This is a genomic window from Falsiroseomonas ponticola, assembly GCF_016805305.1.
In the GTDB taxonomy this organism is placed as follows: domain Bacteria; phylum Pseudomonadota; class Alphaproteobacteria; order Acetobacterales; family Acetobacteraceae; genus Falsiroseomonas; species Falsiroseomonas ponticola.
Genome location: NZ_JAERQN010000007.1, coordinates 96603 through 122378, shown reverse-complemented (window position 1 = coordinate 122378; position 25776 = coordinate 96603). Strand labels below are relative to the sequence as shown.

The 25776-nt window shown below is 68.2% G+C and carries 23 protein-coding genes; 6 read left to right on the top strand and 17 right to left on the bottom strand.

Annotated features, from left to right (window positions below):
* Positions 1-5: 5 nt before the first annotated feature.
* The 8 genes from JJI54_RS20070 to JJI54_RS20035 all read right to left on the bottom strand — a co-directional run bounded on the left by JJI54_RS20070 (position 6) and on the right by JJI54_RS20035 (position 7840).
* Positions 6-350 (bottom strand): ArsC family reductase, encoded by a 345-nt coding sequence (locus JJI54_RS20070; protein ID WP_203074846.1) that lies wholly within the window; start codon positions 348-350, stop codon positions 6-8.
* 77 nt (positions 351-427) lie between these two features.
* Positions 428-1117 carry an isochorismatase family protein gene (locus tag JJI54_RS20065; RefSeq protein WP_203074845.1) on the bottom strand — a complete coding sequence of 230 codons (690 nt, stop codon included), beginning with the start codon at positions 1115-1117 and terminating at the stop codon, positions 428-430.
* A 281-nt stretch (positions 1118-1398) separates the two neighbouring features.
* Positions 1399-2259: a helix-turn-helix transcriptional regulator gene (locus tag JJI54_RS20060; protein ID WP_203074844.1), complete on the bottom strand. Its 861-nt coding sequence runs from the start codon at positions 2257-2259 to the stop codon at positions 1399-1401.
* 11 nt (positions 2260-2270) lie between these two features.
* Positions 2271-2741 carry a DUF2269 family protein gene (locus tag JJI54_RS20055; RefSeq protein WP_203074843.1) on the bottom strand — a complete coding sequence of 157 codons (471 nt, stop codon included), beginning with the start codon at positions 2739-2741 and terminating at the stop codon, positions 2271-2273.
* Positions 2738-4024 (bottom strand): SDR family oxidoreductase, encoded by a 1287-nt coding sequence (locus JJI54_RS20050; protein WP_203074842.1) that lies wholly within the window; start codon positions 4022-4024, stop codon positions 2738-2740. Before JJI54_RS20050 ends, JJI54_RS20055 begins: the two co-directional genes overlap by 4 nt.
* Positions 4021-5028, bottom strand: coding sequence for a hypothetical protein (locus tag JJI54_RS20045; protein WP_203074841.1), 1008 nt, complete (start codon positions 5026-5028; stop codon positions 4021-4023). Before JJI54_RS20045 ends, JJI54_RS20050 begins: the two co-directional genes overlap by 4 nt.
* 10 nt (positions 5029-5038) lie before the next feature.
* Positions 5039-5605 carry a DNA-3-methyladenine glycosylase I gene (locus JJI54_RS20040; protein ID WP_203074840.1) on the bottom strand — a complete coding sequence of 189 codons (567 nt, stop codon included), beginning with the start codon at positions 5603-5605 and terminating at the stop codon, positions 5039-5041.
* A 48-nt stretch (positions 5606-5653) separates the two neighbouring features.
* Positions 5654-7840 carry an autotransporter domain-containing protein gene (locus JJI54_RS20035; RefSeq protein WP_203074839.1) on the bottom strand — a complete coding sequence of 729 codons (2187 nt, stop codon included), beginning with the start codon at positions 7838-7840 and terminating at the stop codon, positions 5654-5656.
* Positions 7841-8104: 264 nt separating this feature from the next.
* On the opposite strand from JJI54_RS20035, the gene JJI54_RS20030 reads away from it, so the two are divergent.
* Together JJI54_RS20030 and JJI54_RS20025 are read left to right on the top strand one after the other, a co-directional pair.
* On the top strand, positions 8105-8536 hold the full coding sequence (locus JJI54_RS20030) for a DUF4112 domain-containing protein (RefSeq protein WP_203074838.1): 432 nt from the start codon (positions 8105-8107) through the stop codon (positions 8534-8536).
* Positions 8533-9552 (top strand): TerC family protein, encoded by a 1020-nt coding sequence (locus JJI54_RS20025; protein ID WP_203074837.1) that lies wholly within the window; start codon positions 8533-8535, stop codon positions 9550-9552. The genes JJI54_RS20030 and JJI54_RS20025 overlap by 4 nt, the downstream gene beginning before the upstream one ends.
* Positions 9553-9596: 44 nt before the next feature.
* Here the strand turns inward: JJI54_RS20025 and JJI54_RS20020 are convergent, their stop codons facing one another.
* The gene (locus tag JJI54_RS20020) at positions 9597-10586 is read right to left on the bottom strand and encodes a Bug family tripartite tricarboxylate transporter substrate binding protein (RefSeq protein ID WP_203074836.1); all 990 of its coding nucleotides are present in this window, start codon (positions 10584-10586) and stop codon (positions 9597-9599) included.
* A 43-nt stretch (positions 10587-10629) separates the two neighbouring features.
* On the opposite strand from JJI54_RS20020, the gene JJI54_RS20015 reads away from it, so the two are divergent.
* Genes JJI54_RS20015 through JJI54_RS20005 form a run of 3 tightly spaced genes read left to right on the top strand, consistent with a single transcriptional unit; the run spans position 10630 to position 12989 of the window.
* Positions 10630-11091 carry a tripartite tricarboxylate transporter TctB family protein gene (locus JJI54_RS20015; RefSeq protein WP_203074835.1) on the top strand — a complete coding sequence of 154 codons (462 nt, stop codon included), beginning with the start codon at positions 10630-10632 and terminating at the stop codon, positions 11089-11091.
* Positions 11088-12566, top strand: coding sequence for a tripartite tricarboxylate transporter permease (locus JJI54_RS20010; RefSeq protein ID WP_203074834.1), 1479 nt, complete (start codon positions 11088-11090; stop codon positions 12564-12566). Before JJI54_RS20015 ends, JJI54_RS20010 begins: the two co-directional genes overlap by 4 nt.
* Before the next feature lie 30 nt (positions 12567-12596).
* On the top strand, positions 12597-12989 hold the full coding sequence (locus JJI54_RS20005; RefSeq protein WP_203074833.1) for a DUF6525 family protein: 393 nt from the start codon (positions 12597-12599) through the stop codon (positions 12987-12989).
* A 307-nt stretch (positions 12990-13296) separates the two neighbouring features.
* Here the strand turns inward: JJI54_RS20005 and JJI54_RS20000 are convergent, their stop codons facing one another.
* The 4 genes from JJI54_RS20000 to JJI54_RS19985 all read right to left on the bottom strand — a co-directional run bounded on the left by JJI54_RS20000 (position 13297) and on the right by JJI54_RS19985 (position 17949).
* Positions 13297-14883 carry a hypothetical protein gene (locus JJI54_RS20000; protein ID WP_203074832.1) on the bottom strand — a complete coding sequence of 529 codons (1587 nt, stop codon included), beginning with the start codon at positions 14881-14883 and terminating at the stop codon, positions 13297-13299.
* Between the two features lie 196 nt (positions 14884-15079).
* Positions 15080-15649, bottom strand: a complete 570-nt coding sequence (locus JJI54_RS19995; RefSeq protein WP_203074831.1) for a tyrosine-type recombinase/integrase — start codon at positions 15647-15649, stop codon at positions 15080-15082.
* A 219-nt stretch (positions 15650-15868) separates the two neighbouring features.
* On the bottom strand, positions 15869-16057 hold the full coding sequence (locus JJI54_RS19990; RefSeq protein WP_203074830.1) for a hypothetical protein: 189 nt from the start codon (positions 16055-16057) through the stop codon (positions 15869-15871).
* A 140-nt stretch (positions 16058-16197) separates the two neighbouring features.
* Entirely contained in the window at positions 16198-17949 is a 1752-nt protein-coding gene (locus JJI54_RS19985; protein WP_203074829.1) for a hypothetical protein, read from the bottom strand.
* A gap of 151 nt (positions 17950-18100) precedes the next feature.
* Here JJI54_RS19985 and JJI54_RS19980 point away from each other — a divergent pair, with 151 nt between their 5' ends.
* The gene (locus JJI54_RS19980; RefSeq protein ID WP_203074828.1) at positions 18101-19069 is read left to right on the top strand and encodes a hypothetical protein; all 969 of its coding nucleotides are present in this window, start codon (positions 18101-18103) and stop codon (positions 19067-19069) included.
* 154 nt (positions 19070-19223) lie between these two features.
* Here the strand turns inward: JJI54_RS19980 and JJI54_RS19975 are convergent, their stop codons facing one another.
* The 4 genes from JJI54_RS19975 to JJI54_RS19960 all read right to left on the bottom strand — a co-directional run bounded on the left by JJI54_RS19975 (position 19224) and on the right by JJI54_RS19960 (position 25776).
* Entirely contained in the window at positions 19224-21548 is a 2325-nt protein-coding gene (locus JJI54_RS19975) for an SNF2-related protein (protein WP_203074827.1), read from the bottom strand.
* A gap of 561 nt (positions 21549-22109) precedes the next feature.
* Positions 22110-23384, bottom strand: coding sequence for a tyrosine-type recombinase/integrase (locus JJI54_RS19970; protein ID WP_203074826.1), 1275 nt, complete (start codon positions 23382-23384; stop codon positions 22110-22112).
* 163 nt (positions 23385-23547) lie between these two features.
* Entirely contained in the window at positions 23548-25134 is a 1587-nt protein-coding gene (gene guaA / locus JJI54_RS19965; protein WP_203074825.1) for a glutamine-hydrolyzing GMP synthase, read from the bottom strand.
* Between the two features lie 48 nt (positions 25135-25182).
* Positions 25183-25776, bottom strand: a complete 594-nt coding sequence (locus JJI54_RS19960) for a GNAT family N-acetyltransferase (protein ID WP_203074824.1) — start codon at positions 25774-25776, stop codon at positions 25183-25185.

Sequence of the window (25776 nt, the reverse complement as noted above, 5' to 3'; positions counted from 1 at the left end):
GCGGCCTATCCCAGCGCCTTCGCCCATTCCTCCGCCTTGAAGCCCACCAGCACGCGGCCGCCCGCTTCCAGCACCGGCCGCTTGATGACGGAAGGCTGCGCCAGCATCAGCGCGAAGGCCCGCGCCTCGTCGATTCCCTCCCGCTCCGCCTCCGGCAGCTTGCGGAAGGTGGTGCCGGCGCGGTTCAGCAGCGCCTCCCACCCCAGAGTCGCGGCCCAGGCCTCCAGCTCCGCCCGCCGCGGCGGCTCCGCCTTGTAGTCGCGGAAGCGGTGCTCGATTCCCGCCGCCTCCAGCCAGGCGCGGGCCTTCTTCATCGTGTCGCAGTTCCTGATCCCGTGGATCGTCGCCATGCCGCCCCTCGCGCGTTGCCGCGCGGTCATAGGCGGCGTTGCGGCGCGGTGATAGGGTGCCGCGCGCGGCGCCGGAACTACCCCTTGTAGGCCCCCTCCCGCGCCGCGTTGTCCCCCTGGCCGAGCGCACTCCGCGCCGCAGATGTCGCCACGGCGAAGGCATCCTCCACCATCCGCAGCGCGCCATGGTGCTCCGAATAGATGCGGATCAGCCCGCCCGCTTCCGGCCGCGCGAAATCGCCCAGCAGCTCGGCCGCCAGCGGCGACCAGGTGGTGACGGTGGCGCCCATGGCCGCCAGCCGCGCCACCGCCGCCATCTCCGACCGCGGGTCGAGGGATGCCGAGGCATCCAGCACCACATGCACCTGGAACCCCTCCGCCAGCGCCGATTGCGCGGTGAAGGTCACGCATTGCTCCGTCGTGATCCCGGCCATGATGAGCTGCCGCCGCCCCGTGGCGCGCACCGCCTCGGCGAAGCCCGGCGCTTCCCAGGCCCCGACGCTCGACCGGTTGATGAAGGTCATGCCGGGGATGATGGCCTCGATCTCCGTCATCTCCGCGCCCAGGTAGGTGCGGCCGGACCGGTCGCCGGTGCCGAAGGTCGGCAGGCCGAACAGCCGCGCCACCTTGGCCAGCGCGATGGCGTTGTTGCGCAGCAGCCCGGTGTCGATCGACCGGCAGGCATTCATCAGCCCATGCATGTAGTCGATCGGGATGAAGACGGCGTTGGAGGCATCGAGGCGCGGCGGCGGGGTCAGGGCGGGCATGCGGTGGCTCCCAGGCAAGGACGGCATCGCTTTGCGCCGCCCCCGCCCGGCCGGCGTCACCGATCCTGCGGCGCCCGCACCGATCCTGCGGCCTCAGAGCCCGTTTGAGAACACCGGCGGGTCGGTTTCGCTGGGCTTTTCCGCGCTGGGGTCGTGCCGGAGGCACGCCTGCTGTGCGTCGCCGGACTTGCCGATGCAACCAGCATCGGCTGCGCCCGGCGCCTGCCCAGCACGAAAAATCCCTCGCGAACCCTCAGCCGCCAGCATTCTCAAACGGTCTCTCAGCCCTGGCGGTCGCGCCGCCAGGCCGCCGGCCCCACGCCCATCTCCTGCCGGAAGGCGCGCGCCAGGGCCTGCCCGCTCTCATACCCCACGGCCAGCGCCACCTCGAGCACCGAGGCCCGGCCCGCCGCCAGCATCGCCGCCGCCCGCTCCACCCGCAGCCGCTTCTGGTACTGGTGGGGGGAGACGCCGAGGCTGCGGCGGAAGGCGCGCGCGAAATGGAAGGGCGACAGCCGCGCCAGCGCCGCGAGCTCGGCCAGCGAGAGCCCCGGGCCGGGATGCGCCGCGATCGCCTCCGTCACCGCCCGCAGCTGCCAGGGGGCCAGGCCGCTCGGCCCCGCGGGCAGCGGCGTGCCGGCCAGCCGCGCCAGTTCCCCCACCAGCATCGCCACCGCGCCATCCGTCCGCAGCCGCCCGCCCTCCGGCGCCTCCGCCGCATGCCACAGCGCGCGCAGCAGGTGATGCGCCACGGGGCTGGCGAAGGGCCCCGCGGCCAGGCGGCCCGGCGCGAAGCCTTCCGCCAGCCCGTCCCGCGGGATGGACAGGGTGCGGATGACGTGGCGCGTGCGGATGCTGAGCGCGGTGGCGACGCCGGGCGCCACCAGCCACAGCGAATGCTGCGGCGCCGTGCCCTCGAACCGCGCCTCCCCCCAGACCTTGCGCAGCCGGATGCCCGGGATCTGCGGCTGCACCAGCACCAGCTCCCCGGCGCCGGGCGTGCCGTAGTCGCCGGGCGGCTGCGCGATCTCCATCAGCCGCGCGCCACCGCCCACCGGCACGCGCAGCCGGACATGGTCACTGAGCGGCGGCCGCTGGTAGAGGGCCCAGACGCTGGCCCCGGGCGCTTCCTGGTCGGGCATCCGTCCCTCCTTCACCAGGCGGGTTTTGCCACCATCAGCGCGATGATTCCCAGCACCGCCGCGAAGGCCGGGAAGCCGCAGGCGAACCAGGCGCGGAACAGGCGGTGATAGGCCGGCGGCAGCGCCGTGCCCGCCGCCACGGCATCCCGCGCCAGGTTGCGCATGCGCCATTGCATCCAGACCACCGGCAGCCAGAACAGGCCGGTCAGGACGTAGAGCGCGATGCTCGCGACCAGCCAGGGATCGAGCAGCGAATGCCCGCCCATCCAGGCCAGCGCCAGGCCCGTGGCGGGCTGGGCCACCACCGCCGTCGCGGTGAAGATCGTATCCGCCACCACGACCACGCCCGCGGTATGGGCGACGATCCGCGCATCGCCGCTGCGATGCGCCATCAGCATGAAGAAGGCGATCCCGGCACCCGTGCCCAGCAGCACCGCGGCGCCGATCACATGCAGCGCCTTCACCGCCAGGAACAGGCTCACCGGTCCTCCAGCAGCGCCATCGCCGCCACCGCCAGCATCGCCGCCGGCACCGTCTTCACCAGCACGCCCAGCGGATCCAGCCACAGGTCCGGCCGCCACAGCGTCGCCCCCGCCAGGTAGCCCGCCGTCACCGCCACCATCCCCCACAGCGCGATCCGCGCGCCGCGCCGGTGCAGCGCCAGCAGGCCGAGCGCGATGTCGGCGACGCTGCCCCCCAGCACCGCCGCCCGCGCCAGCCCCGGCGCGAAGCCCGCCTGTTCCAGCACCGCCGCCGCCTCCGCCAGCCGCGCCACGCCGATGGCGCCGGAGACCAGCCAGAACAGCGCCAGCACCCCGATCACCGCCGGCTTCAGCAGGTAGAGCCGCGCGAACCAGGCCTCCTGCGCCCCCGCCGGATGGGCGGAAAGCCAGGCCGCCAGCCCGCGCACCGGGCGTCCCAGCAGCGCCACCGCCGCCGCCCCATCGCCCCGCACCCCCGCCCCGAGCTGCGCGAGGGAGGTGGATCGCATCGGGCTCCGCCAGCCGAGCCAGGCGAGCCCATCCGCCACGCGCGCGGCGGCGGCGGCGACGAAGCCCGGCACCGCCACCACCGGCGCCGGCGCCAGGCCGAGCCATCCCCTGAGCCCGCCCAGGATCTGCGCCAGCGTCGTGGGCTCCGGCGCCACCAGGTCGATGGCGACACCCGAAGGCGCGCCCGGCGCCAGCCCGGCGACCACCGCCGCCGCCACATCATCCGCCCCCACCACCTGCACCACGCGCCCGGCATGCAGCGCCGGCACCACCAGCGGGAAGGCCGCCAGGGCGCGGAGCAGCGCGGAGCCGCCATAGGCGACGGGCGCCAGCACCAGGCCGGGCCGCAGCACCAGCCAGTCCAGCCCGGACCGCGCCAGCAGCGCCTCGCCCTCCCGCTTCGTGGCGCCGAAGGCGCCGGGGCTTTCCGCCACCCCGGCGGCGGAGACATGGATGAAGCGCCGCACCCCCGCCGCCGCGCAGGCCGCGGCCAGCCGGGCCAGGCCCGCCGCATGCACCCCCGCCAGCCGGTCCGCCGGCCCGTCCTGCAGCGCCCCCGCGCAATTCACCACCGCCGTCGCGCCCGCCAGCGCCGGCGCCCAATCCGCCGCCGGATCGGCCATGTCGATCCGGTGCCACCGCACCGCGGGCTGCCGCCGCGCCGCCCCCGCCACCCCGCGCCCGGCCCCCGCCACCGCATGCCCCGCCGCCAGCAGCGCCGCCACCACGGCGCCGCCGACCAGCCCATGCCCGCCGATGACCAGGACCGTCACGGCGCCGCGCAGGGGATGACGAGGCTCGCCAGCACCGCATCCAGCGTGGCGAGGGGCGGGTCCAGCGCCGCCGGGTCGGTGGCGATGCGCCGGCGCAGCGCGGCCTCATAGGCCGGGTTGGTCCCCTCCCGCGCCTCGGCCGGCTCGCCCGGGGCGGGGATGGGCCGCGTCTCCCCCAGCGCGGTGGCGAAGACCCGCCCGTCCCGGCTCAGCCCCAGCGCCACATAGGCCAGCCGCTCGAAGGGCCAGACGCTTTCCTGCGTGTGGAAGGCCAGGTAGCGCACCCAATCCATGCAGGGCCCGAGCCGCCGCTCCGCCTGCGCCGCGAAGGCGACGGCGAAATTGCCGATGGGGAACAGCGGCAGGTCTGTCCGCGCCTCGACCGGCGCCGTGCCGCGCAGCAGCGCCGCCACCACCGGCACCGGGTCCGGCGGCCACAGCTCCATCTGCCGCATCGCATCCCGGCGATAGAGGTGGATGGCGAAATCCTCCCCCAGCTTCACCGCCAGCCGCGCCGGCCAGCCGGAGGGCGGGGGCGCATCGTCATAGCGCGGCACGAGGGGCTCGACCGCGATGGCGGGCACCGCCCCCAGCCCCCTGCCATCCACCCGCACCGCGGCTGGCGCGATCCCCGGATCCACCACCGGATGCCCGGCGGGGTAGCGGGAAAGCGAGAGGGCGTGGAAATCCCGCACCACCACGCGCCAGGTCCCGGCCACCGCCGCGCGCACCACCACCCGCCCGTAATCCTGCGCGGCCGCGCCGCCGGGGCCCAAGACCTCGATCGCCGGCTCCGTCGCCGCCCCCATCACCTGCGCCGCCGGCGCCGTGACCGCGAGCCAATCCCCCGCCGCCAGCGAGACGGCATAGGCGCGGGACACCGGCGCCTCCGCCCGCGCGGCGGCATGCAGCCGCAGCGTATGCCCGGGTGCGAGGCCCAGCACCTCCTGCCCCCTGGCGGGCAGGGCGGCCAGCAGCATCAGGCAGGCGAGGATGGCGCGCATGGCGCCAGCTTCAGCCGCTGCGGTGGCGGAAGCAATGCGGCTGATGGTCATCCACCATCCCCACCGCCTGCATCCAGGCATGCACGATGGTGGGGCCGACGAATTTGAAGCCGCGCTTCTTCAGCGCCTTCGACACCGTCTCCGCCAGCGGCGTCACGGCGGAGACGCCATCGCCCTTCACCGTCGCACCGCCCGTGAAGGACCAGAACCACCGGGAAAAATCCTCGCCCTGTGCGGCCATGGCGTTGAAGATGCGCGCGCCCGCGATCGTCGCCTCGATCTTGGCGCGGGACCGCACGATGCCCGGATCCGCCAGCAGGCGCAGCACATCGGCCTCACCGAAGGCGGCGACGCGGACGGGATCGAAGCCCGCGAAGCCGGCGCGGAAGGCGTCGCGCTTGCGCAGGATCACCTGCCAGGACAGGCCCGCCTGGAAGCCCTCCAGCATCAGCGTCTCCCACAGCGCGCGGGAATCGCGCACCGGCACGCCCCATTCCGTGTCGTGGTATGCCGCCATCATCGGGTCGGTGGCGGCCCAGCGGCAGCGGGGGCGCCCATCGGGATCGGTGCGGGTCATGCCCCGCAGCATCCCCGCGCGCCCCGGCGCCTGGCAAGCGCGGCTGCCTCAGAAGCCGATGGCGTAGCGCAGGGTCACGCTCGCCGCCGCGTCGTTGCCGGCCATCGGCTGGCGCAGCGACAGCTGCGCCATCACCGCCTGGTTCGCCGCCACGGCATGGCGCAGCCCCGCCGACCCCACGGCGCGCAGCCGGTTCCCGTGCCGCCCGGGATCGACCGAGTAGCTCTCCAGCCCCGCGATGTCGCTCCCGCCCTCCGCGCGATCCGCCTCCGCGCGCAGATCATACTCCGCCCCCGCCCCGGCCATGACCGACAGGCGGGGGGAGACCGCGCCCCGCAGCCGCAGCCCCGCCGTCGCCGTCGTCGCGCGCAGGCCGAAGGCGGCATGGCGGATCGGGTATTCGACGTTCTCCGCCGCTCCCTCCGCATAGCCCTGCCGGCGGCTGTCGCTGTGCCGCAGGCCGAGATGCGGCTGCGCGATCCAGCCCTCCGCCACCGGCAGGCCATAGGCGGCCTCCAGCCCGAAGGCGATGGAACTCGCCCGCGCCCGGCCGGTGCCCGGCTCGGTCTCCGGCAGTTGCGGGCGGGTGATGCGCAGCTCCCCCTGGCGGTAGGCCACCGCGGCGCGCAGCGTCAGCCCCACCGCCTCCGCGCTCCGCTGGTGCACCAGGAAGGCGCCCACCATCGGCGCGGTGTTGCGCGGCGTGACGCCCCCCTGGCTGCCGGCGGCGAAGGGCTGGTCCAGCACGGCGCCGAGGCGCCAGTCCGGCGCCAGGCGGAAGGCCGCCGTGACCAGCGCCGCGCCCTCTCCCGCCCCGCCCGGCGTGCCGCGCAGGCCGACCGAGACGCAGGCGCCGGACTGGTCGAAGGCCGCGCAATCCAGCTCCAGCGCATCGATGGTGACGGCGGCGCGCTGCGCCAGCACGCCCCGCACCGCCCCGGCGCTGGCTTGCAGCGCGGCGCGCGTATTCGCCGCATCCGGCCCGCGCAGCCAGGCCAGCAGGTCCCAGCTATCCGCCGTGGCGCCCGCCGTCAGCATCCAGGCATGGCGGCCGGCCTCGAAGCGCGTCTCCTCATTGGCCAGCGCCGCGGCCGGCACGCCCGTCAGCACGTCGCGATAGCGCGCGACCGACAGGGCCGACCCCTCCTCCACGCCGAAGGCCATGCTGCCGGTGGCGTTGCTGGCGGAAAGCCGCCCGAAATCGGATACCGACCGCACCACCACGCGGTAGGCCGCCGGCAGCGCGCCCGAATAGCTGAGCGGCGTCGCCCCGCCCTGCGCATTGGTCAGCGCCACCACGCCGCCCGCGCCCCGCACCTCGATCCCCGCCCGCCCGGCGCCGGGCGCGATGCTGCCCAGGTTGAGGATCGTCACCCCCGGCGCCTCCACCAGGATCCCCTGCGCGCCCGCCACGACCGAGCCGCGATTCACCACGCCCGTCCCGCTGCCGGAGACGTAGAGCCCCGCCGCATCCGCCCCCTGCGCCAGGATGGACCCCGCATTGAGGATCGACCCGCCGGCACCCTCCAGCCAGATCCCGTGGCCCAGCCCGCCGGCGGTGGTGATGCTGCCGGTATTCTCGATGACATTGCCCGCGCCGCTCGCCCAGACGCCGCGATACTGCGCCTCCGTCACCACGATGGTGCCGCTGTTGCGGATGGTCGCCTGCGCGTTGAAGGCCCGCACCCCGTTGCCGGAGACGGTCATCGTCCCGCTATTGGTGATGGTGTCGCCATCGGCCTCGGACCGGATGCCATGCGCCCCGATGCCGGAGGTGGCGATGACGCCCGCATTGGTCAGCGTCGCGCGCGCGCCGCCGGACCGCAGCGCGGGCCCGTTCTGCCCCCTGGTGACGATGGTGCCGCGATTGACGATGACGGCATCCGCCCCGTCGGACCGCACCCCATGGCCGGACCGGCCGAGCGTGGTGATGGTGCCGGTATTGGTGATGGCGGCGTTGTCGCCGCTGGACTGGATGCCGGGGCTGTTCTGCCCGGTGGTGTCGATGGTGCCGGCATTGATGATGGTGGTCCCGGCGCCGCTGGACAGGATGCCGCTGGTATCGGCGGCGCTGGTGCTGATGCAGCCGGCCTGGGTGATGGTGGCCCCGGCGGCGGTGGAACTCACCTGCCCCGAGCATTGCGCGCGCGCGGGCCCGCCCGCCAGGCCGATGCACGGCACGGCCAGCGCCATCAGCCAGCCCGCCGGCCGGCGCCCCCTGATGATCGCGCGCATGCAGGCTCCCGGACCACGGACCGCGCATCCTAGGCCGCCAGGGGTTCACGCTTCCTTGCCCCGCTCCTTGCCCCGTCCAGGGCGGGGGACCGGGGGCCGGAACCCATCGCCGGCCGTCGCGCGGGCCCCTTGAAACCGCCCGGGGCGCGATCCACCTTCGCGCCATCACTGGGGTCCGGGCCCCTCTGGCGGCGATGGCGCCGTCATGTCGGACACTTTCAATCGCCGGGTCGCGCGCTGCGCGGCCCGCCTTGGGAGATGCCGATGTCGCCGCCGCGCGACGACCTGTCCGGGACCGATCCGCGCCACGACGCCGCCCTCACCCGCCTCGACCGCCTGGCCTGGCTGCTGGACAGCGCGCTGCGCATCCCCGGCACGCCCATCCGCTTCGGCGCGGATGCGGCCGCCAACCTGCTGCCCGGCATCGGCCCGCTGGTCTCCAAGGGCGTCTCCGCCTGGCTGATCCTGGAAGCCGCGCGGCTCGGCGTGCCGCGCCCGGTGCTGCTGCGCATGGCCGGCCATGTGGCGCTGGATGCCGCGATCGGCGCCGTCCCCCTGCTCGGCTGGACGGCGGACATCTTCCTGCGCGCCAACCGCCGCAACATGGCCCTGCTGCGCGCCCACCTGGCCCGCCCGCCGCCAGACGCCGGAGACCCCCCGAACCACGTCGCACCAACCCCTCGGAGTCCCGGATGATCGCGTTCCTGACTGGAACCTTCCTCGCCACGCCCGTCTGGATGTGGCTCGTCTTCATCGCCGTCGTCGCCCTGCTGCTGGTGCTCGACCTCGGTGTCCTGCACCGGGAGGCGCGGGAGATCGAGGTGCGGGAGAGCCTGCTGCTCTCCGCCGTCTATATCGGCCTCGGCCTCGCCTTCGGCTTCTGGGTCTGGTGGAGCTTCGACAACCTCAAGCCCGAGGGCATCGGCCTGGCGGGGGCGGAGGCCGCGACGCTCTACTGGACCGGCTTCATCGTCGAGAAGACGCTCGCGATGGACAATGTCTTCGTCATCGCGATGATCTTCACCTACTTCGCGGTGCCGCGCATCTACCAGCACCGCGTGCTGTTCTGGGGCATCCTCGGCGTCATCGTGCTGCGTGCCGTCATGATCGGCCTCGGCGCCACCATCGTCGCGCAGTTCGCCTGGGTGCTCTACCTCTTCGCCGCCTTCCTGATCTTCACCGGCATCAAGATGTGGGTGATGGCGGATGCGAAGCCCGACATCGCGTCCAACCCGCTGCTGCGCTTCATGCGCCGCCGCTTCAACGTGACGGAGGCGCTGCACGGCGAGAAGTTCTGGGTGCGCCAGCCGCATCCCGTGACGGGCAAGGCCACCTGGTTCATGACGCCGCTCTTCCTGGCGCTGGTGCTGGTGGAGGTCGCGGACGTGATCTTCGCGGTGGACAGCGTGCCGGCGATCTTCGCCATCACGACCGACCCCTTCATCGTCTACACCTCCAACATCTTCGCCATCCTCGGCCTGCGCGCGCTCTACTTCGCCCTGGCCGCCATGGTGCACCGCTTCCACTACCTGAAGTATGCGCTGTCGGTGCTGCTGGTCTTCATCGGGTCGAAGATCTTCGTGGCCGACCTCGTCTTCCCGGAGACGGGCAAGTTCCCGCCCGCGCTGTCGCTCTCCATCACCTTCGCCATCCTCGCGGCCGGCATCGCCTGGTCGCTGTGGAAGACGCGGGGCGCGGCGGCGGCGCGATGAAGGGGCGGGCGCGGGCAGCCCGGCGGTGCCCGCGCCCCCTCCGCTCAGCTGGCCCGGGCCCCCGTGGCGCGGACCACCGGAATCCACAGCGCGCGTTCCCGCGCGACATAGGCATCCACCTCCGCCGGCGTCATCGCCGCCGGCACGAAGCCGCCGAGTTCGCCGAGCCGCGCGCGCATCGCCGGCGCCTGCACCACCTCGTTCACCAGCGCATTCACGCGCGCCACCACCGCCTCCGGCGTCGCCGCCGGCAGGGCGATGGAATTCCAGGTGCCGGCGACGAAGCCATCCAGCCCGCCCTCCGCCAGCGTCGGCAGTTCCGGCGCCGCGGCCAGCCTTTCGGGGGAGGAGACGCCAAGCCCGCGCACCGCGCCGCCGCGGATCTGCGGCAGCGCCGTGACCGCGATGTCGAACATCGCCGTCACGCGCCCGCCCAGTATGTCGCGCATCGCCTGGCTGCCGGCGGGATAGGGCAGGTGTTCCAGCCGCACACCGGCCCGGTCGGCGAAATGCAGGCCCATGATGTGCGTCGTGGTGCCCGCCGGCCCGCTGCCCATCACGAAGGCACCCGGCGCCGCCTTCGCGCGGGCGATGAAATCCGCCAGGTCCCGCGCCGGATGGTCCGCCTTCACCACCAGCACGCCCGGCGATTCATTGATCATCGCCACGCCCCGCAGCGCCCGCGCGATATCCACCGGCATCGGGTCGAACAGCGCGATGTTGTGCACGAGCTGGGAGGAAGTGCCGACCAGCCAGGCATGGCCATCCGGCGCCGCCCGCGCCACCGCCTCCGTCGCCCGCATGCCGGATGCCGCGGCCAGGTTCTCCACCAGGATCCGCTGGCCGATCCGCGGCTCCAGCGCCTGCGCCACCAGCCGGGCGACGACATCCGCATTGCCACCGGCGGCGGAGGCGACGACCAGCCGGATCGGCTGGCTCGGCCAGGCGGCCCCCTGCGCCCGCGCGCTTCGCCCGACCGAGGGCAAGGGCAGCGCCGCCAGGGCGGCAAGGGCAAGGGCGCGGCGCGATGGCATGGGGGGACTCCCAGGGATGTGCTGGACGCGATATGAGCGGTGGATGACGGTTTTGCAACTCATTCGCATTCGCGCCGTAACCGCCGCCCCGGGCCTGGTGCTGGCGGCGATCGGCCTGGCCGCGCTCGCGACCGCCCTCGGCCAGCCCTTCCGCCTGCCCTCCGGCCGGCCGGGGCCGGGCTTCGTGCCGGCGCTGCTGGCCGGCGCGCTGGTGGCGCTCGGCCTGCTGCACGCCGCCGCGGCCCGGCCGGCGCCGGCCGAGGGGGCGGGCGGCGCCCGGTCGGGCGTCATGCTCTGCGCGGCGGTGGCGGGCTTCGCGCTGCTGCTGCCCTGGGCGGGGTTCCTGCCGGCCTCCTGGGCCGCGGGCAGCCTCGCCTTGGCCGCCGCGCCGGGGCTGCGGCGGCGCGCCATCCTGGCGGGCGGCGCGGCGCTGGCCCTCGCTTCCACCGCGCTGTTCCTGGGCGCGCTCGGCCTGCCCACCCCCGCCATCGGCCCGGCGCGATGACCGAAGCGCTGGCCATGCTCGGCGCGGGGCTCGGCCCCGCCTTCGCCCCGGCCAACCTGCTGCTCTGCCTGGCGGGCGTGGCGCTCGGCACGCTGGTCGGGGTGCTGCCGGGCCTCGGGCCGGTCGCGACCATCGCGCTGCTGCTGCCCGTCACCTTCGCGCTGCCGCCGGCCGGCGCGCTCATCATGCTGGCCGGCATCTACTACGGCGCGCAGTACGGCTCCTCCACCACCGCCATCCTGCTGCGCGTGCCGGGCGAGGCCTCCGGCATCGTCACGGCGCAGGAGGGCCACCTGCTGGCCCGCGCCGGGCGGGCGGGGCCGGCGCTCGGCATCGCCGCCCTTGCCTCCCTCCTCGGCGGCCTGGTCGCGGCGCTGGTGCTGGCGCTGCTGCTGGCGCCGCTGGCGCGCTTCGCCATCGCCTTCGGCCCGGCGGAGACGGCGGCGCTGATGCTGCTGGGCGTGGCCGCCGCCGTCGCGCTCTCCCCCGCCCCGCTGCTCGCGGCCTGGGCGCTCGCGGCGCTCGGCGCGCTGCTCGGCCTGGTCGGCACCGATGTCGCCGGCGGGCGGCCGCGCTTCACCTTCGGCATCCCCGAACTCGCCGACGGCATCGGCTTCATCCCGCTGGCCATGGGCCTCTTCGGCGTGGCGGAGCTGATCCGCGCCCTCGAATCCGGCGGCGCCGCGCGGCGCACCCTGCCGGTCGGCTCCCCCTGGCCCGCGCGGCGAGAGGTCGCGGCCGCCACCGCCCCGGCGCTGCGCGGCAGCCTCATCGGCAGCGCCATCGGCCTGCTGCCCGGCGCCTCCACCCTGCTGGCGGCGCTGGCCGCGCAGACGGCGGAGCGCGGGCTGTTCCGCCGCCGCGGCCGCTGGGGCCAGGGGGAGATGGCCGGCGTCGCGGCGCCGGAGGCCGCGAACAACGCCGCCGCCCAGACCTCCTTCGCGCCGCTGCTGGCGCTCGGCCTGCCCGCCAATGCGACGATGGCGGTGCTGGCCGGGGCCATGTTCCTGCAGGGCATCGCGCCCGGCCCCGCGGTGGTGGCGGAACGGCCCGACCTGGTCGGCGCCATCATCCTGTCCATGCTGCTGGGCAACGCCATGCTGGTGGCGCTGAACCTGCCCTTCGCCGGGCTCTGGGCCGCGGTGCTGCGGCTGCCGCTGCGCCTGCTGGCCGCCATCGTCATCGTGCTGAGCTGCGGCGGCCTCTGGGCCAGCTCGGGCAGCGTCTTCGACCTCTGGCTGCTGCTGGGCTTCGCCCTGCTGGGCTGGGCGCTGGCCCGCGCGCGGCTGGACCCGACGCCCCTGCTGATCGGCTTCACCCTGGCCGCCCCCTTCGAGGAAGCGCTGCGCCGCGCGCTGGTCCTGGCCCGGGGCGACTGGTCCGTCTTCCTGGCGGAGCCCGCCAGCGCCGCGCTGCTGGCCGCCGCCGCCGCGACCACCGCCCTGGCCGCCTGGATGCGCCGCCGCCCCGGTTGAAGGGCGCCTATGGTTTGTTATGTTATAACAATGCAGACCCCGGCCGCCTCACCGAACGACGTCACCGAACGCCCCCGCCTCTGGCGCCGCTTCAGCGGCGATGACTGGGCCGCCTTCGATGCGCTGCCGCCGCGCCTCCGCCAGCGCCTGCAGGAACACAGCTATGATGGCTGGGCGGTGAATGCGCTGATGCTCTGGCGCCTGTTCCGCCGCCGCACCGGCAGCAGCGCGCGCGCCGAGCGCCGGCTGCTGAACCACATCGACCGCTGCGAGGCGCTGGAGCGCCAGGATTTCGCCGCCGCGCACGCGGCCCACTGGGGCACGCCCCTGCCCCACCAGGCCGCCGGCGCCACGGTGCTGCGCTATGACGCGGCGCGCCCGCGGCGTCAGGGGCGCGCGGCGCGCCTCACTCCCACTCCATAGTCACTCACAAAATTACGCATGATTTTTCAATGGCTTGCGGACCAAAGAAGCGCCTGTGCAACTTATGTGTAAGTGCCGGTCTTTGCGCGTGATGCACGAAGATCTTACTCTCGCCGCGCTTGAAACGCGATCTTGCGCGCTGCGCGACCTGCAATCAACGCCACTCTCCATCCGATGCGTACCCTTCCAGTCTTTGTACTGCCGCAGATTAACGTTAATATCTTGAAAATACGTAGAAATAATAGCCGTGATTTTGTCTAATTGGGTTTCGCCTATTTTTGCGTCGCAGTAAAGTACAGGCCTGCGATCATGCAGAGGATGGAGCTTTTAGATCAACGGCTACCGCAAGCGTGGCAACGATGTGATCGAGCCAATTCGATCCTCCCACGGTCTTCCGGTCACGACCAACGGGCACCAGCGTTACCCCATCCAGGTTTTCTACGCGAAGCTTCTTGCAAACTTCCAACTTCGCGGTGCGTTCGTCGAAGCGCCCCACATCATCGCAGTACCAGCACAGAAATATCTTCCGCTTCGAGGCTGATCCTGCCGACTCAATAAGCTGTCGGAACATCCCGTTGATGTGGCTGTCATCTCCATTGAACCCAAAGCCAGCTACAACAACCGCATCGCTTGCATCCATGGCATCGTAAAACTGCACGTACCGACGTGACATCTCCACCGTCGTAAGAGGCTTAATGCCGCTCTGGGTGAAAAGAAACGGAACCACGAAGCGCCCACAGGTCGCGACTTCATCGTTCTCCATGGCCAAAATAGAGTTTCGGTAGGGGTCGTAGTAGTCGCCCACGCTTCCGTTCAGGAAGCTCGCACGCTCACCAAGTCCTGCCGACTTCATCACCTCATTAAACAGGGAAGTGTAGTTCGCTGTTCCGACACCACTGATCGCGATGCCCCCCGCTGCGACACATTTTGCTATGTCATGATAGTAGCCGTCGCCGCCGCTGAGGTTGGCCAGCGCCTTACTCTCAAGTTCCACGATGTAGGATCGCACAGAATGCAGGAAAATACTTATCTTGCAGAACTTGGCCCACTCTTGAGGTGCGTAAAGATAACGAAAATGTCCGTCCATAAGCGCTTGGTAATCTAAGCACGAAGACATGATGCTATCGAGCACGCCAAAAGCGATAGCCTCGAACACTTCGGGTAGCGACTGCCCAGGATTCAGCTTTGGCGGCTTTGATGGCTCCATGATAAGCTCATAAGCCTCTAGCCCAGCCTGAATATGCTCAAGCCGAAAAAGTCCATCCAGATCATCAAAAACGGCCAAATTTGCCGGCGCGTGAGTAAACAACTCATGATTCAGCGATGAAACCAAGTCTTGGCCAAGCGCGCCAACGTATAGCTGCAAAGTGGCCCGCACATATTTTTTTAACGCTGGCGTTGCAAGAGCTTTGTTTGAAAGGAGGTCCAGCATCGCAGAAAAATAGTTCGTCTCAAAAATTTTATGACTCGCCCCCAACCTGTCATTCAAGCGCACTACCCCGCCGAATGTGTGCGCACCCAAGCGCCGGCCATCAAAGCTTTTCGCAAATTCATCATCGATCTCCCGCTCTGAGATCCCGTTTTGACGCAGCAAGTAGAGGGCATGTTCGTCATATCTATCGAGCTGAAGCTTGATCTCGTGACGCTTGTACTCGAGGCTTGATTCGAAAACGGTGGTCTTTTCGCTTTTGCCAAAAACGTTTACGCGCTTGCTAGCGTAATCCTTGGGAAGCCACTTAGTGGCGTAAGTGGAGAGCGGGTTGATGCTCGCCCTCATTTTTTGGAAAATCTCACGCTCGCCATCCAGAGGCCGACGGAAAATTTCGAGAGCGAAGCGCCCCCCGGTTGGCATGTCATAGCCCACCTCCGCCCCAGCGCCGAAGAATAAGCTCATCTTAACAGGTGGCGGCAACATGCATCTCCGAGAATCGGTGTCGTTCTAGAAAGCATATCACATTGCCATCTGCTTAACGCACTATAACAAGTACAGCCACCGTCTCCTGCTGGTTTCGCGCTGCATGCGGCTGGAGGGCAGACGCCTGACCAAATGGCTCACGGCTCACCGATGCCTAGTGTCGTCGTGACCGCTTCTAGGCCAGCTCAACCGCTGCTCGCATCATGGCATCATTAACGTCGATGTACGCCTGCGTGACGCGAATGTCTCGATGGCCCGCTATGGCGGCGAGCACGCGCACCCCCACGCCCTTGCTAGCTAACGCGGTGATCAGAGACCGCCGCCCGCTATGGCTGGTCGCGCCCTCCATGCCAGCTCGCGCGTAGATCACGTTCACGGCCTGGCACAGGCTGTTAGCGGAGAAGGCCGTTCGCTTTTGGGTAGCGAACAGGGGCGCATCTGCACCTGGCATGTCGCCCAACGACTTCACGTAGACCGCCAGCTCCTTACGGAGCTTATCGTTGACATAGACCGTGCGCGCGTGTTTGCCCTTCGTGCGCGCAGCGTCCAGCCGTATCTCGGTCCTGATCGTGCCGTTCCTGGCCACGACATCACCAACGCGCAGCGATGCGACCTCGCCAATCCGCATCGCAGCCCAATGGGTCAGCAGGATGATGGCCCTATTGCGCGCTGCGTGCGGACGCGTGGCAACGTAATCCAACACGCGCCTCAGCTCCTTGCCCGACAGCACTTTCGCCTGCGGCATGCGCAGCTCCTCCAAACCTCATGTTTCAGCTGCGAGCAGCATATTTCCTGATGTTTGGGCTGGACGACCTGAAAGACGCTTGGGCTGAACGCAATGATCACAGTGGGTTAGCTGCGCCGCTCCGCAGGGCAAAACCTATGAAAACGCGAATTTTGTTATGTCCTGCCCGCGCCCGTCCGGGGCTGCAAACTCAAGACTTTTGAAATCCAGCGCAGCGCGTCAGGTGGGCTTGGCCGCGCGCTGCTGGGCAAGCTGGGCTGCACGGCGACTATGCTGCGCGCGCTGCGTGGCATCGTTCGCCCGCTGCCGTGCCCTGTCCGCGCTGAGCTGCTGCTTGCGCTTGCGCAGCGTGGCCATCTGCGCGTCAACCTGCTTGATCTGCGCGTCCACGATCTCGCGTATCAGCATGGGCGCTGCACCAGCTTCGCGTCGAGCGCGGCAAAAAGGGCAGCAAGCACGGCATCACGGGCGCGCTCCCGCTGCTTCGGCGTCATGGCCGCCGTAATCCGATAGGTCTTCATAGCGTTATTTAGCGCCTCGGCGTGATTTCACCGCCGATATGGCAAGGGCGCCGCCGGTTTGGCCAGCACGCGGGGGCGGAACTTCAGCGAGACCGTGCCCCTCATGTTGCCGCCACAGGGAACCAGGTCAGGTTCCTCAACGCTCTCGACCTTGAGCATGGACCGGCTGATCGTCACCGTTGCCAGCGCGCTCTTCTTTTCCGCGGCACCCTTGGTGTTGGTGTTCAGCCAGTTGGCGATCCTGCCCTTGGCCAGCGCCAGCAGGTCATTCCGCGACAGCGTGACCGTCCCTGCGGGGGAAAAGCCCTCGATGTCCAGCGGCCTGATCTCGTGGGGGGACATGGCGAGCCAGGGATGCACAAGGGTGGCGGTCGTGTCGCCCTTGGTGGCCAAGGGGCCACTCGTCGTTTCCCAGGCGAACGGGGACGGCAGCAGGTTGGCGCCAACCTCGCGCGGGGTGTCGTCCATGCGCAGGGTGACCATCTTGCGCGCGATACCATCCTCCAGGCGCTGCTCCAGCGGCGCGACCTGCTCGTGCTCAAGCTTCCACCAGCCGGGCTGGCGCAGCAGGCCGCTAGTGGCCTGCTTCGGCGTGGCATGCACCACCACCGAGACATTGGTGTTGAGCGCGGAGATCACGAGCCGGCCGCCATTGGGGTTGGCCAGAATGGAAAGCTCGCGCGTGATCTTCTTGATCTCGCCGCCCTTGCTGACGCGGTTACCGTCCTCCACGAGCTTGCCCGCCGCCAACGCCGTGGCCAGGAACTCGCAGCCGGCGTCGCCGGGCAGCAGCGTCTGGTCGCGCTGGGCGACGCAGAGGTCGAGCAGCTTATCAACAGGCATGCCGACCTCGCTGATCACGGTGACGCCATCCTTGCCAACGCGACCGATCAGCGCGACCAGGCTATTCGTTTCGCGCGGCTGGTTGAGCGGCAGCGTTGCCAGCGCACCAGCACTGGCAACGACGTTTCGGAAGTGGTCGACGACCGCCTGCCGCGCCTCATCGTCGCCGCTCTTGCTGCTGGCAGCAGGATTGGCAGCCGCCTTCGTCTCGGAAGACTTCCCCTTGCTATCCCGCTGGTGTTCGTAAACGTTATCGAAGCCACCCTGATCCAGGATGTGCTTGGCGATCTTCTCGATGCTCGGCTGCGCTTCCTTGGCGTAGTTGTTCTCGATCCACTGCACCACGGTCGCGAAGCGGTTCACCTGCGACGACTGCTTCGGCTGGTCAAGCTCAAGGACGAGCTTGGTGATCTCGGTGAACTTGGCAGCGTCGGCACGCGTTTCCAGGCTGACCCTGTGCCGCTTGGTCAGCGCGCGGATGCGCTCCTTGCTGGCTTCCTGCTGCGCCGTGATCTGGCCGTCCAGATCACGAACGCGATCAGGGTCGTTCGCCGCACGCTTGAGGTCGCGCAGCGCCTTGAGCTTCTTCTTGTTGTCGTCCTCCTCCTTGGCCTTTTCCTTATCGAGCGCGGCGTTCCACGCGGTGATCTCGGCCTGCCGCCCGGCGCGCTTGCCTTCATACCACTGCTTATTTTCGGCGCTGGCGTGCTCCGAGCAAGCGTGGAGCCAGATGTAGTAGACCGTGGCAGCGGCATTGGCGGCGTTGTTGCGCGCGGACACATAGGCCGTGCTGGCGCTCTTGATGGCGGTCTCCAGCTCGGTGCGGGTGACGGCGGGCACGGCCGGCCCGGCCACCTCACTGATCGCGCTAACCTGCGTGTCCAGGAGAGCGGCGCCGTTGAGCTCGGTCGGCTGCACGTGGTCTTCGTACGTCATGATCTCGATCCTTCCATTTCGTGGCACGGCCGCCCCATCGCGGCCGGGAGACGGGGCCGCCTTGGCCGCCGTCGACGCACGGAAGATGACCGGTGAAACCGAAAAGTGCTTCTAACTGGTATGAGCGGAGCGATTTGAGTTAGGGTGAGGCATGGGGAAGCCCGAGAAGTTAGTCCGCCTGTCGCGCATCAGCCTGCGCGACCATGACCTCAGCATCGACCTCGACTGGCGATATCCTCAGCTTTTTGAGTACCTTCAGGTCAGCCCGAGCTATCGGCTGGCCCATCGGATCGCCATGGGTATGCTGGCACGAGACGCTCGCCCGCTGCCCGCCGACTTCGCCGACGTCGAACGCACCTACGCCGCCTTCGGCAGCGTCTATCGTTGCTTTTTCGATGACTGGTGGATCAGGACCGCGCAGTTTCGTTTTGGCGCATCCGCGAAGCCCAGGGTGCACGGCCTACTGAAGCTGACCCACGGGGAGCAGGTCGATGAAGGCAAGGTCAACGAGGTGTTCACCCGCCTTGATCAGTACCTCACGGAGGAGAGGCCCAGCGAGGGGTTGCCCGCGGCGGTACTGGTGGCCATCCCCGTCTCGCATGACAGGCGGCGCATGCTGCGTGCCGTGGCAGAGCTGATCGAGCGGGAGCTCGGGCCTGAAACCGCACAGGAAGGGGTCGTTGAGGCCAAGCTCCTCGATAACAAAATCCGTGAGCGGACGGTGGCCACGGCCATGCGCGCGCTCTTGGTGCGCGCCTCATCGCCCAAGACCCCGCTTTACAAGGTCGGCAATCACCTGGGCCTCGCACCGCATTATTGGACCGACCCTGAGCGTCCCCGAAGCGACGACCAGGACGTCAAGCGCAGGCTGATGGAGATCGTCACGGCAAGGCAGCTGCGGCGCGCATATCTCCTGTCCGAGCACGCGGCGCGTGGGCGCTTCCCTTGCCTTGACCCGTTACCTCCTGATCCCAACCGGCCCGAGTTCAACTATGCGACGGTCGGCAAGCTGCTATGGGATTACGTCGCATGGGGGCGGAAGCATGTCGCGAAGCTCAAGGCTCGAAAGGCAGAGAAACAGCGGCAACGGGAGGCCCTTGCGAGCACAGGGGAGGCGTAGCCGCTGCGGGTCATGCATTTTCATGCAAAGCGTCATCTCGCTCACGACGCGATGGCTCGTGCATGGGGAAGGCGGTCAGAAGGAATAACCCCAACGGCCAGCTTCAGGAGATGAAGATAATGACGCTCCCCATGCACGCATACAGGCACTTCGATTATGCGGCTTCCGTTAAGACGTATCGGGCCAGCAAATCAGCATCCACCGACCGCGTGTGAGAGGCCATCAATCCGCTTATGGTGGCGTTCGACAGCACGGCGGTTTCCGGCACAAGCAAGTATGACCATGGCTTATCGCCCACGCCTTCGCCGTTGGCACGGTTGGCGATGTGGCACCACAAGGCAGCTGCATCAGCCTTCCTGACGACGAGCGGGTTCGCCATCTCCGATGCACGCTTCGTTTCGATAACCAGCTTGTCGGTGGCGGTCTCAACAACGAAGTCGGGCTGGTAGGGCGCGTTGTCTTCGTCGTAAATCCTGAACTGGTTCGGCCCCGGCTTCATCCAAAGCTGTACGGAGGCGTCCTGCTCCAGGATGACCGCCATCCGCCTCTCCGGGTCGGAATCGAACTTGGCCATGCTGTAGCAGGACTTCTCGAAGCCAACGAAGATGAAGCGCTTCATGTCGCTGAGGCGTTCGGGCGGGCTTCGATAGTCCCGCATCGCATCCTTTCCGCTGCCATCGAAGGTCTGCGGCTTCAGCTGATCAAAGGCGGATACCTGCGTGACGCGGTAGTTGGTCTGCTCACGCCACATGTGTCGCTTCATTTGGACGACGAGGGCTTCGGCGATCTGCCGCGCATGGCCTTGCAGGATCGAGCGGACCTGCTCGTCATCCGCATGCTTCGCCCGGAAGTGGGCGACCACCTGCCCGGCCAGATCATAGAGGATGTCGGCATGGGCGTCGTAGTCGATCTCGGGCACGTCAATCAGCTTGGCCACGACATAATCTTCAAGCCGTGACGGTGTTTCGCCGCCGGCATCGCCGGAAATGACGCTGCGTTCCTCCGTGCGGAGGATCTGGATCAGCAGCTCCCGCGAGAGCGGCTGGTAGTTCCAGGACTTCAGGTCGACGTCGAAGCGCCGGAAGCCGAATGATACATGTTGTTCGGGCGTGATCGTCAGCATGGGAATGGCAATCGTCCGCTGGACGAACTGCTTGCAGACCTCCGCTGCCACGGCCTTGGCCTGCTCCGGCGTTACCGTGGAAAGCAAGCCGTCCTCAGCCTTCTGGGCAGCCATCGCCGCATCGGCAATCCGCTGTACAATCTTTGGGTCTTCAAGGTCCTTGATGGAGGACACCTGCTTGCTGATCTGCGGCAGGACGACGTTGAGGACGGTCTTGGCCAGCCCGATCTCCTCGGGCTTGGCATACTTGAACGGGGGTGCAGTTGGCGCCTGAAGTCCAGGCGTGGGCGCTTCCTCGGCGAAGCCATCGATATCGTCGAGCGTTTTGTCGTCGATGATCAGCTTGCCCTGAAGCCGCTTGACCATCTTGTCGAGGGTCTGGGCCACCGCGAAGGACGAGGATCCGAGGATCTTCCGCAGCATCAAGGTCACGAGATGCCGCCCGTTTTGGCCGAGGGCGATAGTGTCGCTTCTCTGGAGATAAGCCGACATCAGGTCGTAGAGGTCGGTCTCCAGCCGGGCTGGCGTGAAGTCGAATGTCTTGGCGAGGCGGTTCGTATAGTTAATCAGACCCGCCTTCTGCACCTGACGCCGCAGGGTGCGCTTGCAGATCGGCTCAAGGCGGCGTGCCAGGAGCGCCTGCGAGGCGACCTCTTCCCGCCCACCGAACTCTGCGCGGAATGCCTGTTCGGACCCGAAATAGGTATCGTCGATGACGCTGATCAGTCCGAACAGCTCCATGAGATTGTTCTGGAGCGGTGTGGCCGTCAGCAGGAGCTTATGGCGACCGGCAAGCGCGTCCCGCAGGACGGCAGCCCGCGAGGTTTCAGCCGCGCGGTAGACGTTTCGGAGCTTGTGAGCCTCGTCGAACACAACCAGGTGCCACGGCACCATCCGGATGGCGGAAGCCATGCGGGCGGCAAATTCGTAAGAGAGGATGACGATGCTCTCGGCCCGCCCAATTGGATTCGGGTGCCCGCTGGCCGTGATGTCCTTCAGGCGCTTTGCGTCAAGAATTTCTGAGGGAAGCGAGAACTTCTCCATAAGCTCCGTCGCCCACTGCTTGCGCAGCGAGGCCGGAACGATGAGAAGCAGGTTTCTCTGGCGGCTCCACCAATACTGGCTGAGCACAAGCGCGGCCTCGATCGTCTTCCCAAGACCAACCTCGTCGGCCAGGAGCACCCCCTTGGACAAGGGGGATCGCAGCGCGAACATGGCGGCATCGACCTGATGAGGATTTAGGTCCACGCGAGCGGAAGAGAGGGACTGCGTAAGCGCGTCCCCGTCCTCGAAACCTTCCCGTGTCAGGAAGTGGGCGAAGTACTTCGCCTGATACTGAGTGAAGCCTCGCTGCACTGCCCTTAGATGCCCCGCTTTTCGTTGTCTTTGTTACTGATACGGGGAGGCGAGTGTCGGGCGGTCAAAGAAGTTCTGGGTCACCGTCTAATCTGCCTCCCCCTCTGCTGTAGCGCCCGTCACCGGGCTTCATGATATGCGCGTAAGGATAGCGTCATGCCGCGATGAAACATAGCATGGCGGCTCATTCCATACGCGCCAACCTAACGGCGCTTTGCGGGGGTGGGGCAGTGGAGCAGAAGGCTGTGGCGGCCGAGCAGCATGGCTAACAACTTATAGATGGATTTGCCAAGCGCTGCACCAGTTGTCCCAGTTGGAGACCGACCTAAGAGGGATGCGACGCGGCAAAGAGCATGTTTATCGCGAACGGGACTTCGCTGCTGCGCGTTATCTTCCAAAAATGAAGATAACAAAGAGGAAATTATTCCTATTTCCAATCTGACATTTGCGGGCTTTGGTGATGGATGTGCGCAGACCCCGGTCTGGGATCTTCAAGAGATGAAGTTAGCATTCCGCTTACCCGTGCAGAAGCGATAGCTAACTGCGCACTTGGGTTCCGTATCAGTCCTCCGCGTCCTCCGCGGGGTCTTCCAGGTCGTCGTCGTCGATCTCGTACCCAGCGATCGCGTGTGAAACGCGGGCGTCGTCGTTGAGGTGGAAATAGGTGCGCTCGATCTGCGCAACCGACGTGCCACACATCTCGGCCACTTGCTGGTAGCTTAGGCCTGCGGTGATGCGCTCGGTGATGAAATAGTGGCGGAAGCTGTAGGGCACGAGTTCGCGATCCTCGCGATGGATGCCGGCCAACTCCAGCACCTTATCGAAATGGTAGTAGAGCGCGCGCTTCGTGATCGGTGCCTTCCCATCGATGGAGAAGATCAGCTTGCCCTTCTCGCTGGCATCAGCCCAGCGGGGCGCAACGATGTCACGCCAATCGCGCAGGTATCCATCATCCTTGAAGTAGAGTTCACGGCTTCTCCGCACCTTGCTGGTGCCGGCGCGAACCATGACGTTCACCAGATTGATGTATTTTTCCTTCTTCTTGGACCAATGCCCGCGCCACCATACATCGTGCCAAGTGAGTTGCATTAGCTCACCCACGCGCAAACCTGACATCGCGGCCATGCGGAAAAACTGCCCAGCGACGCAGCGCATCAGCCACTCCCGCTCGTCCAACGCGTTACGTTCCCGATCGCAATAGCCGTCGATGGCTTGATGGATGGCTGCGATTTCTTCGTCGTAGAAGGTCGCGCGCCGGATCGCATCGTCGCGCGTGTCGATGCGCGGCAGACGGCGGAAATCAAAGCCATCGATACGGGCCTCGCCGCGCTTAAACAGCCAGTCCATCATGGCGTTGATGGTGCTCTGCTCATTTTGCACGGTGACCTGACGCGCTGCCGTTCGGCCAGCACCCTTCACGCGGAAATGGAAGTAGCCCTCGCAGTCCGTGCGCTCCATCTCCTTCAGCTTGGTGTCGCGACCGATGAAGTCGAGCCAGTTCTTGAGATGTGAGTTGATGGTACTGAGCCTGCCAGGCACGATCAGCCCTGCCTCAACGTCCTTGCGACGATGCGCGACGTAGAGCTCCACGGCCTTCTTCGCGTCGATGGAGAAGTAAGTCTTGCCCTGCTTGATGTTGGCAAAAAGCTCAAGATAAAGCTCCTTGCCCTTCTCGATAGCGGTGGTGCGATTGCGTGTGCCGAGGCTGCGCCGCGCATACTTGCCTTCCTTGCGCAGCCACAGCCTGAACTGCCAGTAGTCGCCGCGCTTGTAGATGATGGCATCCTCGAAGATGACGATCTCGTCCTCGCTGAATTCCTGCTTTTTGATGACCATGCGCGGGTGCCCGGGCGACTACGGAAAGGAGTAGCTGCAAGATTGTGCAGCTTTCCGTGCAACATTGCGCAGGCACCCGTTGGAGAGCAACGGAAATTTTGGCCGCGTGAAACTAGCGTGTAAGATTTTTCCTTTTTGATTTCAGTATCTTAGGGAATTTTTCTTACTCCCACTCGATCGTGCCCGGCGGCTTGCTCGTGATGTCGTAGGTCACGCGGTTGATGCCCCGCACCTCGTTCACGATCCGGTTCGACACCCGGCTCAGGAACTCCATGGTGAAGGGATAGACATCGGCCGTCATGCCATCCGTGCTGGTCACGGCGCGCAGCGCGCAGGCCATGTCGTAGGTGCGGCCATCGCCCATCACGCCCACGGTCCGCACCGGCAGCAGCACCGCGAAGGCCTGCCAGATCGCGTCATAGAGGCCCGCCGCGCGGATCTCCTCGAGGTAGATGACATCCACCTTCCGCAGCAGGTCCGCCTTCTCCCGCGTCACCTCGCCCGGGATGCGGATGGCGAGGCCCGGCCCCGGGAAGGGGTGCCGCCCCACGATCTCCTCGGGAATGCCGAGTTCGCGGCCCAGCACGCGGACCTCGTCCTTGAACAGCTCCCGCAGCGGCTCCACCAGCTTCATGCGCATGCCCTCGGGCAGGCCGCCGACATTGTGGTGGGACTTGATGGTCACGCTCGGCCCGCCGGTCGCGGAGACGCTCTCGATCACGTCGGGATAGAGCGTCCCCTGCGCCAGGAAATCGGCGCCGCCGACCTTGTTCTGCTCCTCCTCGAACACCTCGATGAACAGGCGCCCGATGGTCTTGCGCTTGATCTCGGGGTCCGTGACGCCGCTGAGCTGGCCGAGGAACAGGTCGGAGGCATCCCGGTGCACCAGCTTGATGTTGAAGCGGTCGCGGAAGGTGCTGACCACCTGCTGCGACTCGTTCGCCCGCATCAGCCCGTGATCCACATAGATGCAGGTCAGCTGGTCGCCGATCGCCTCATGCAGCAGCACCGCCGCCACCGAGGAATCGACGCCGCCCGACAAGCCGCAGATCACCCGGCCGGTGCCGACCTGGGCGCGGATCTTCTCGATCATCTCGGCGCGGAAGGCGCCCATGGTCCAGTCGCCGCGGCAGCCGCAGACCAGGTGCGTGAAGTTGCGCAGCAGCTGCGCGCCATGCGGCGTGTGCACGACCTCCGGGTGGAACATGGTGCCGTAGTAGTGGCGTTCGTCATTGGCGATCAGCGCGAAGGGTGCGCCCTCGCTGGAAGCGACCACGCGGAAGCCCGGCGGCAGCTGCGTGATGCGGTCGCCATGCGACATCCACACCTGCTCCCGCGCCCCCTTCGCCCAGACGCCCTGGGTGATGGCGCAGTCGCCGGTCACGTCGATGAAGGCGCGGCCGAATTCCCGGGCATGCCCGCCCTCCACCACGCCGCCCAGCTGATGCGCCAGCGTCTGCTGCCCGTAGCAGATGCCGAGCACCGGCAGCCCCGATTCGAAGACGTAGTCCGGCGCGCGGGGGCTCTCCCCCTCCGTCACGCTGGCGGGGCCGCCCGAGAGGATGATGCCCTTGGGGTCGAAATCCCGGATGCGCTGTTCCGGCGCCGCGTTGAAGGGCCAGATCTCGCAATAGACGCCGCTCTCGCGCAGCCGCCTGGCGATGAGCTGGGTCACCTGGCTCCCGAAATCGAGCACCAGGATGCGCTCATGCCGGGCGGGGATGTCGGGGAGGGTGTCGGTCTGCGTCATGGCGGGTGATGACCACAACCCCGGCGCGGGGGCAAGCGCGAAGCCGGACTAGCTGCCCTCCGGCGCCGTCAATGTCGCCGCCAGCAGCACGTCGATGGGGTCCCACACCATCGCCACCTGCCCCACCCCCTGGCCGGCGACGCGGATCTCCTCATGCATCGCCACCCGGCCGCCGAGGTGGCGGTAGAAGAAGCGGCTCGGATTGTCCTCCAGCACCCAGGCCATGGCCGAATTGCAGCCGATGGCGCGCAGATGCGCCGCCATGGCCCGCATCAGCCGCCGTCCCACGGCACGCTCCCGGAAATCATCCAGCACGTAGAGCGTCTCGACCTCGCCCTCCGCCAGGCCGCGCCGCCTGGCCCGCCCGCCGGAGGCGAAGCCCACCACCGGCGCCTCCGCCGGCGCCGCGCGGTCGCCCTCCGGCACCGGCTGGTCGCCGCCGCCCGCCGTCGCGACGAAGACGGCATGCCCATCCCGCCGGTCGAGGATCGCCCGCTGGTAGAAGGCGGCCTGCCGCGGCTCCGACAGGCCCGCCAGGTAGCGGTCGCCCAGGATCCCCGCATAGGCGCTGCGCCAGGCGGCCACATGCACCGCCGCGATCCCCGCGGCATCGCCCGGCCGGGCGCGGCGAATGCAGATCAT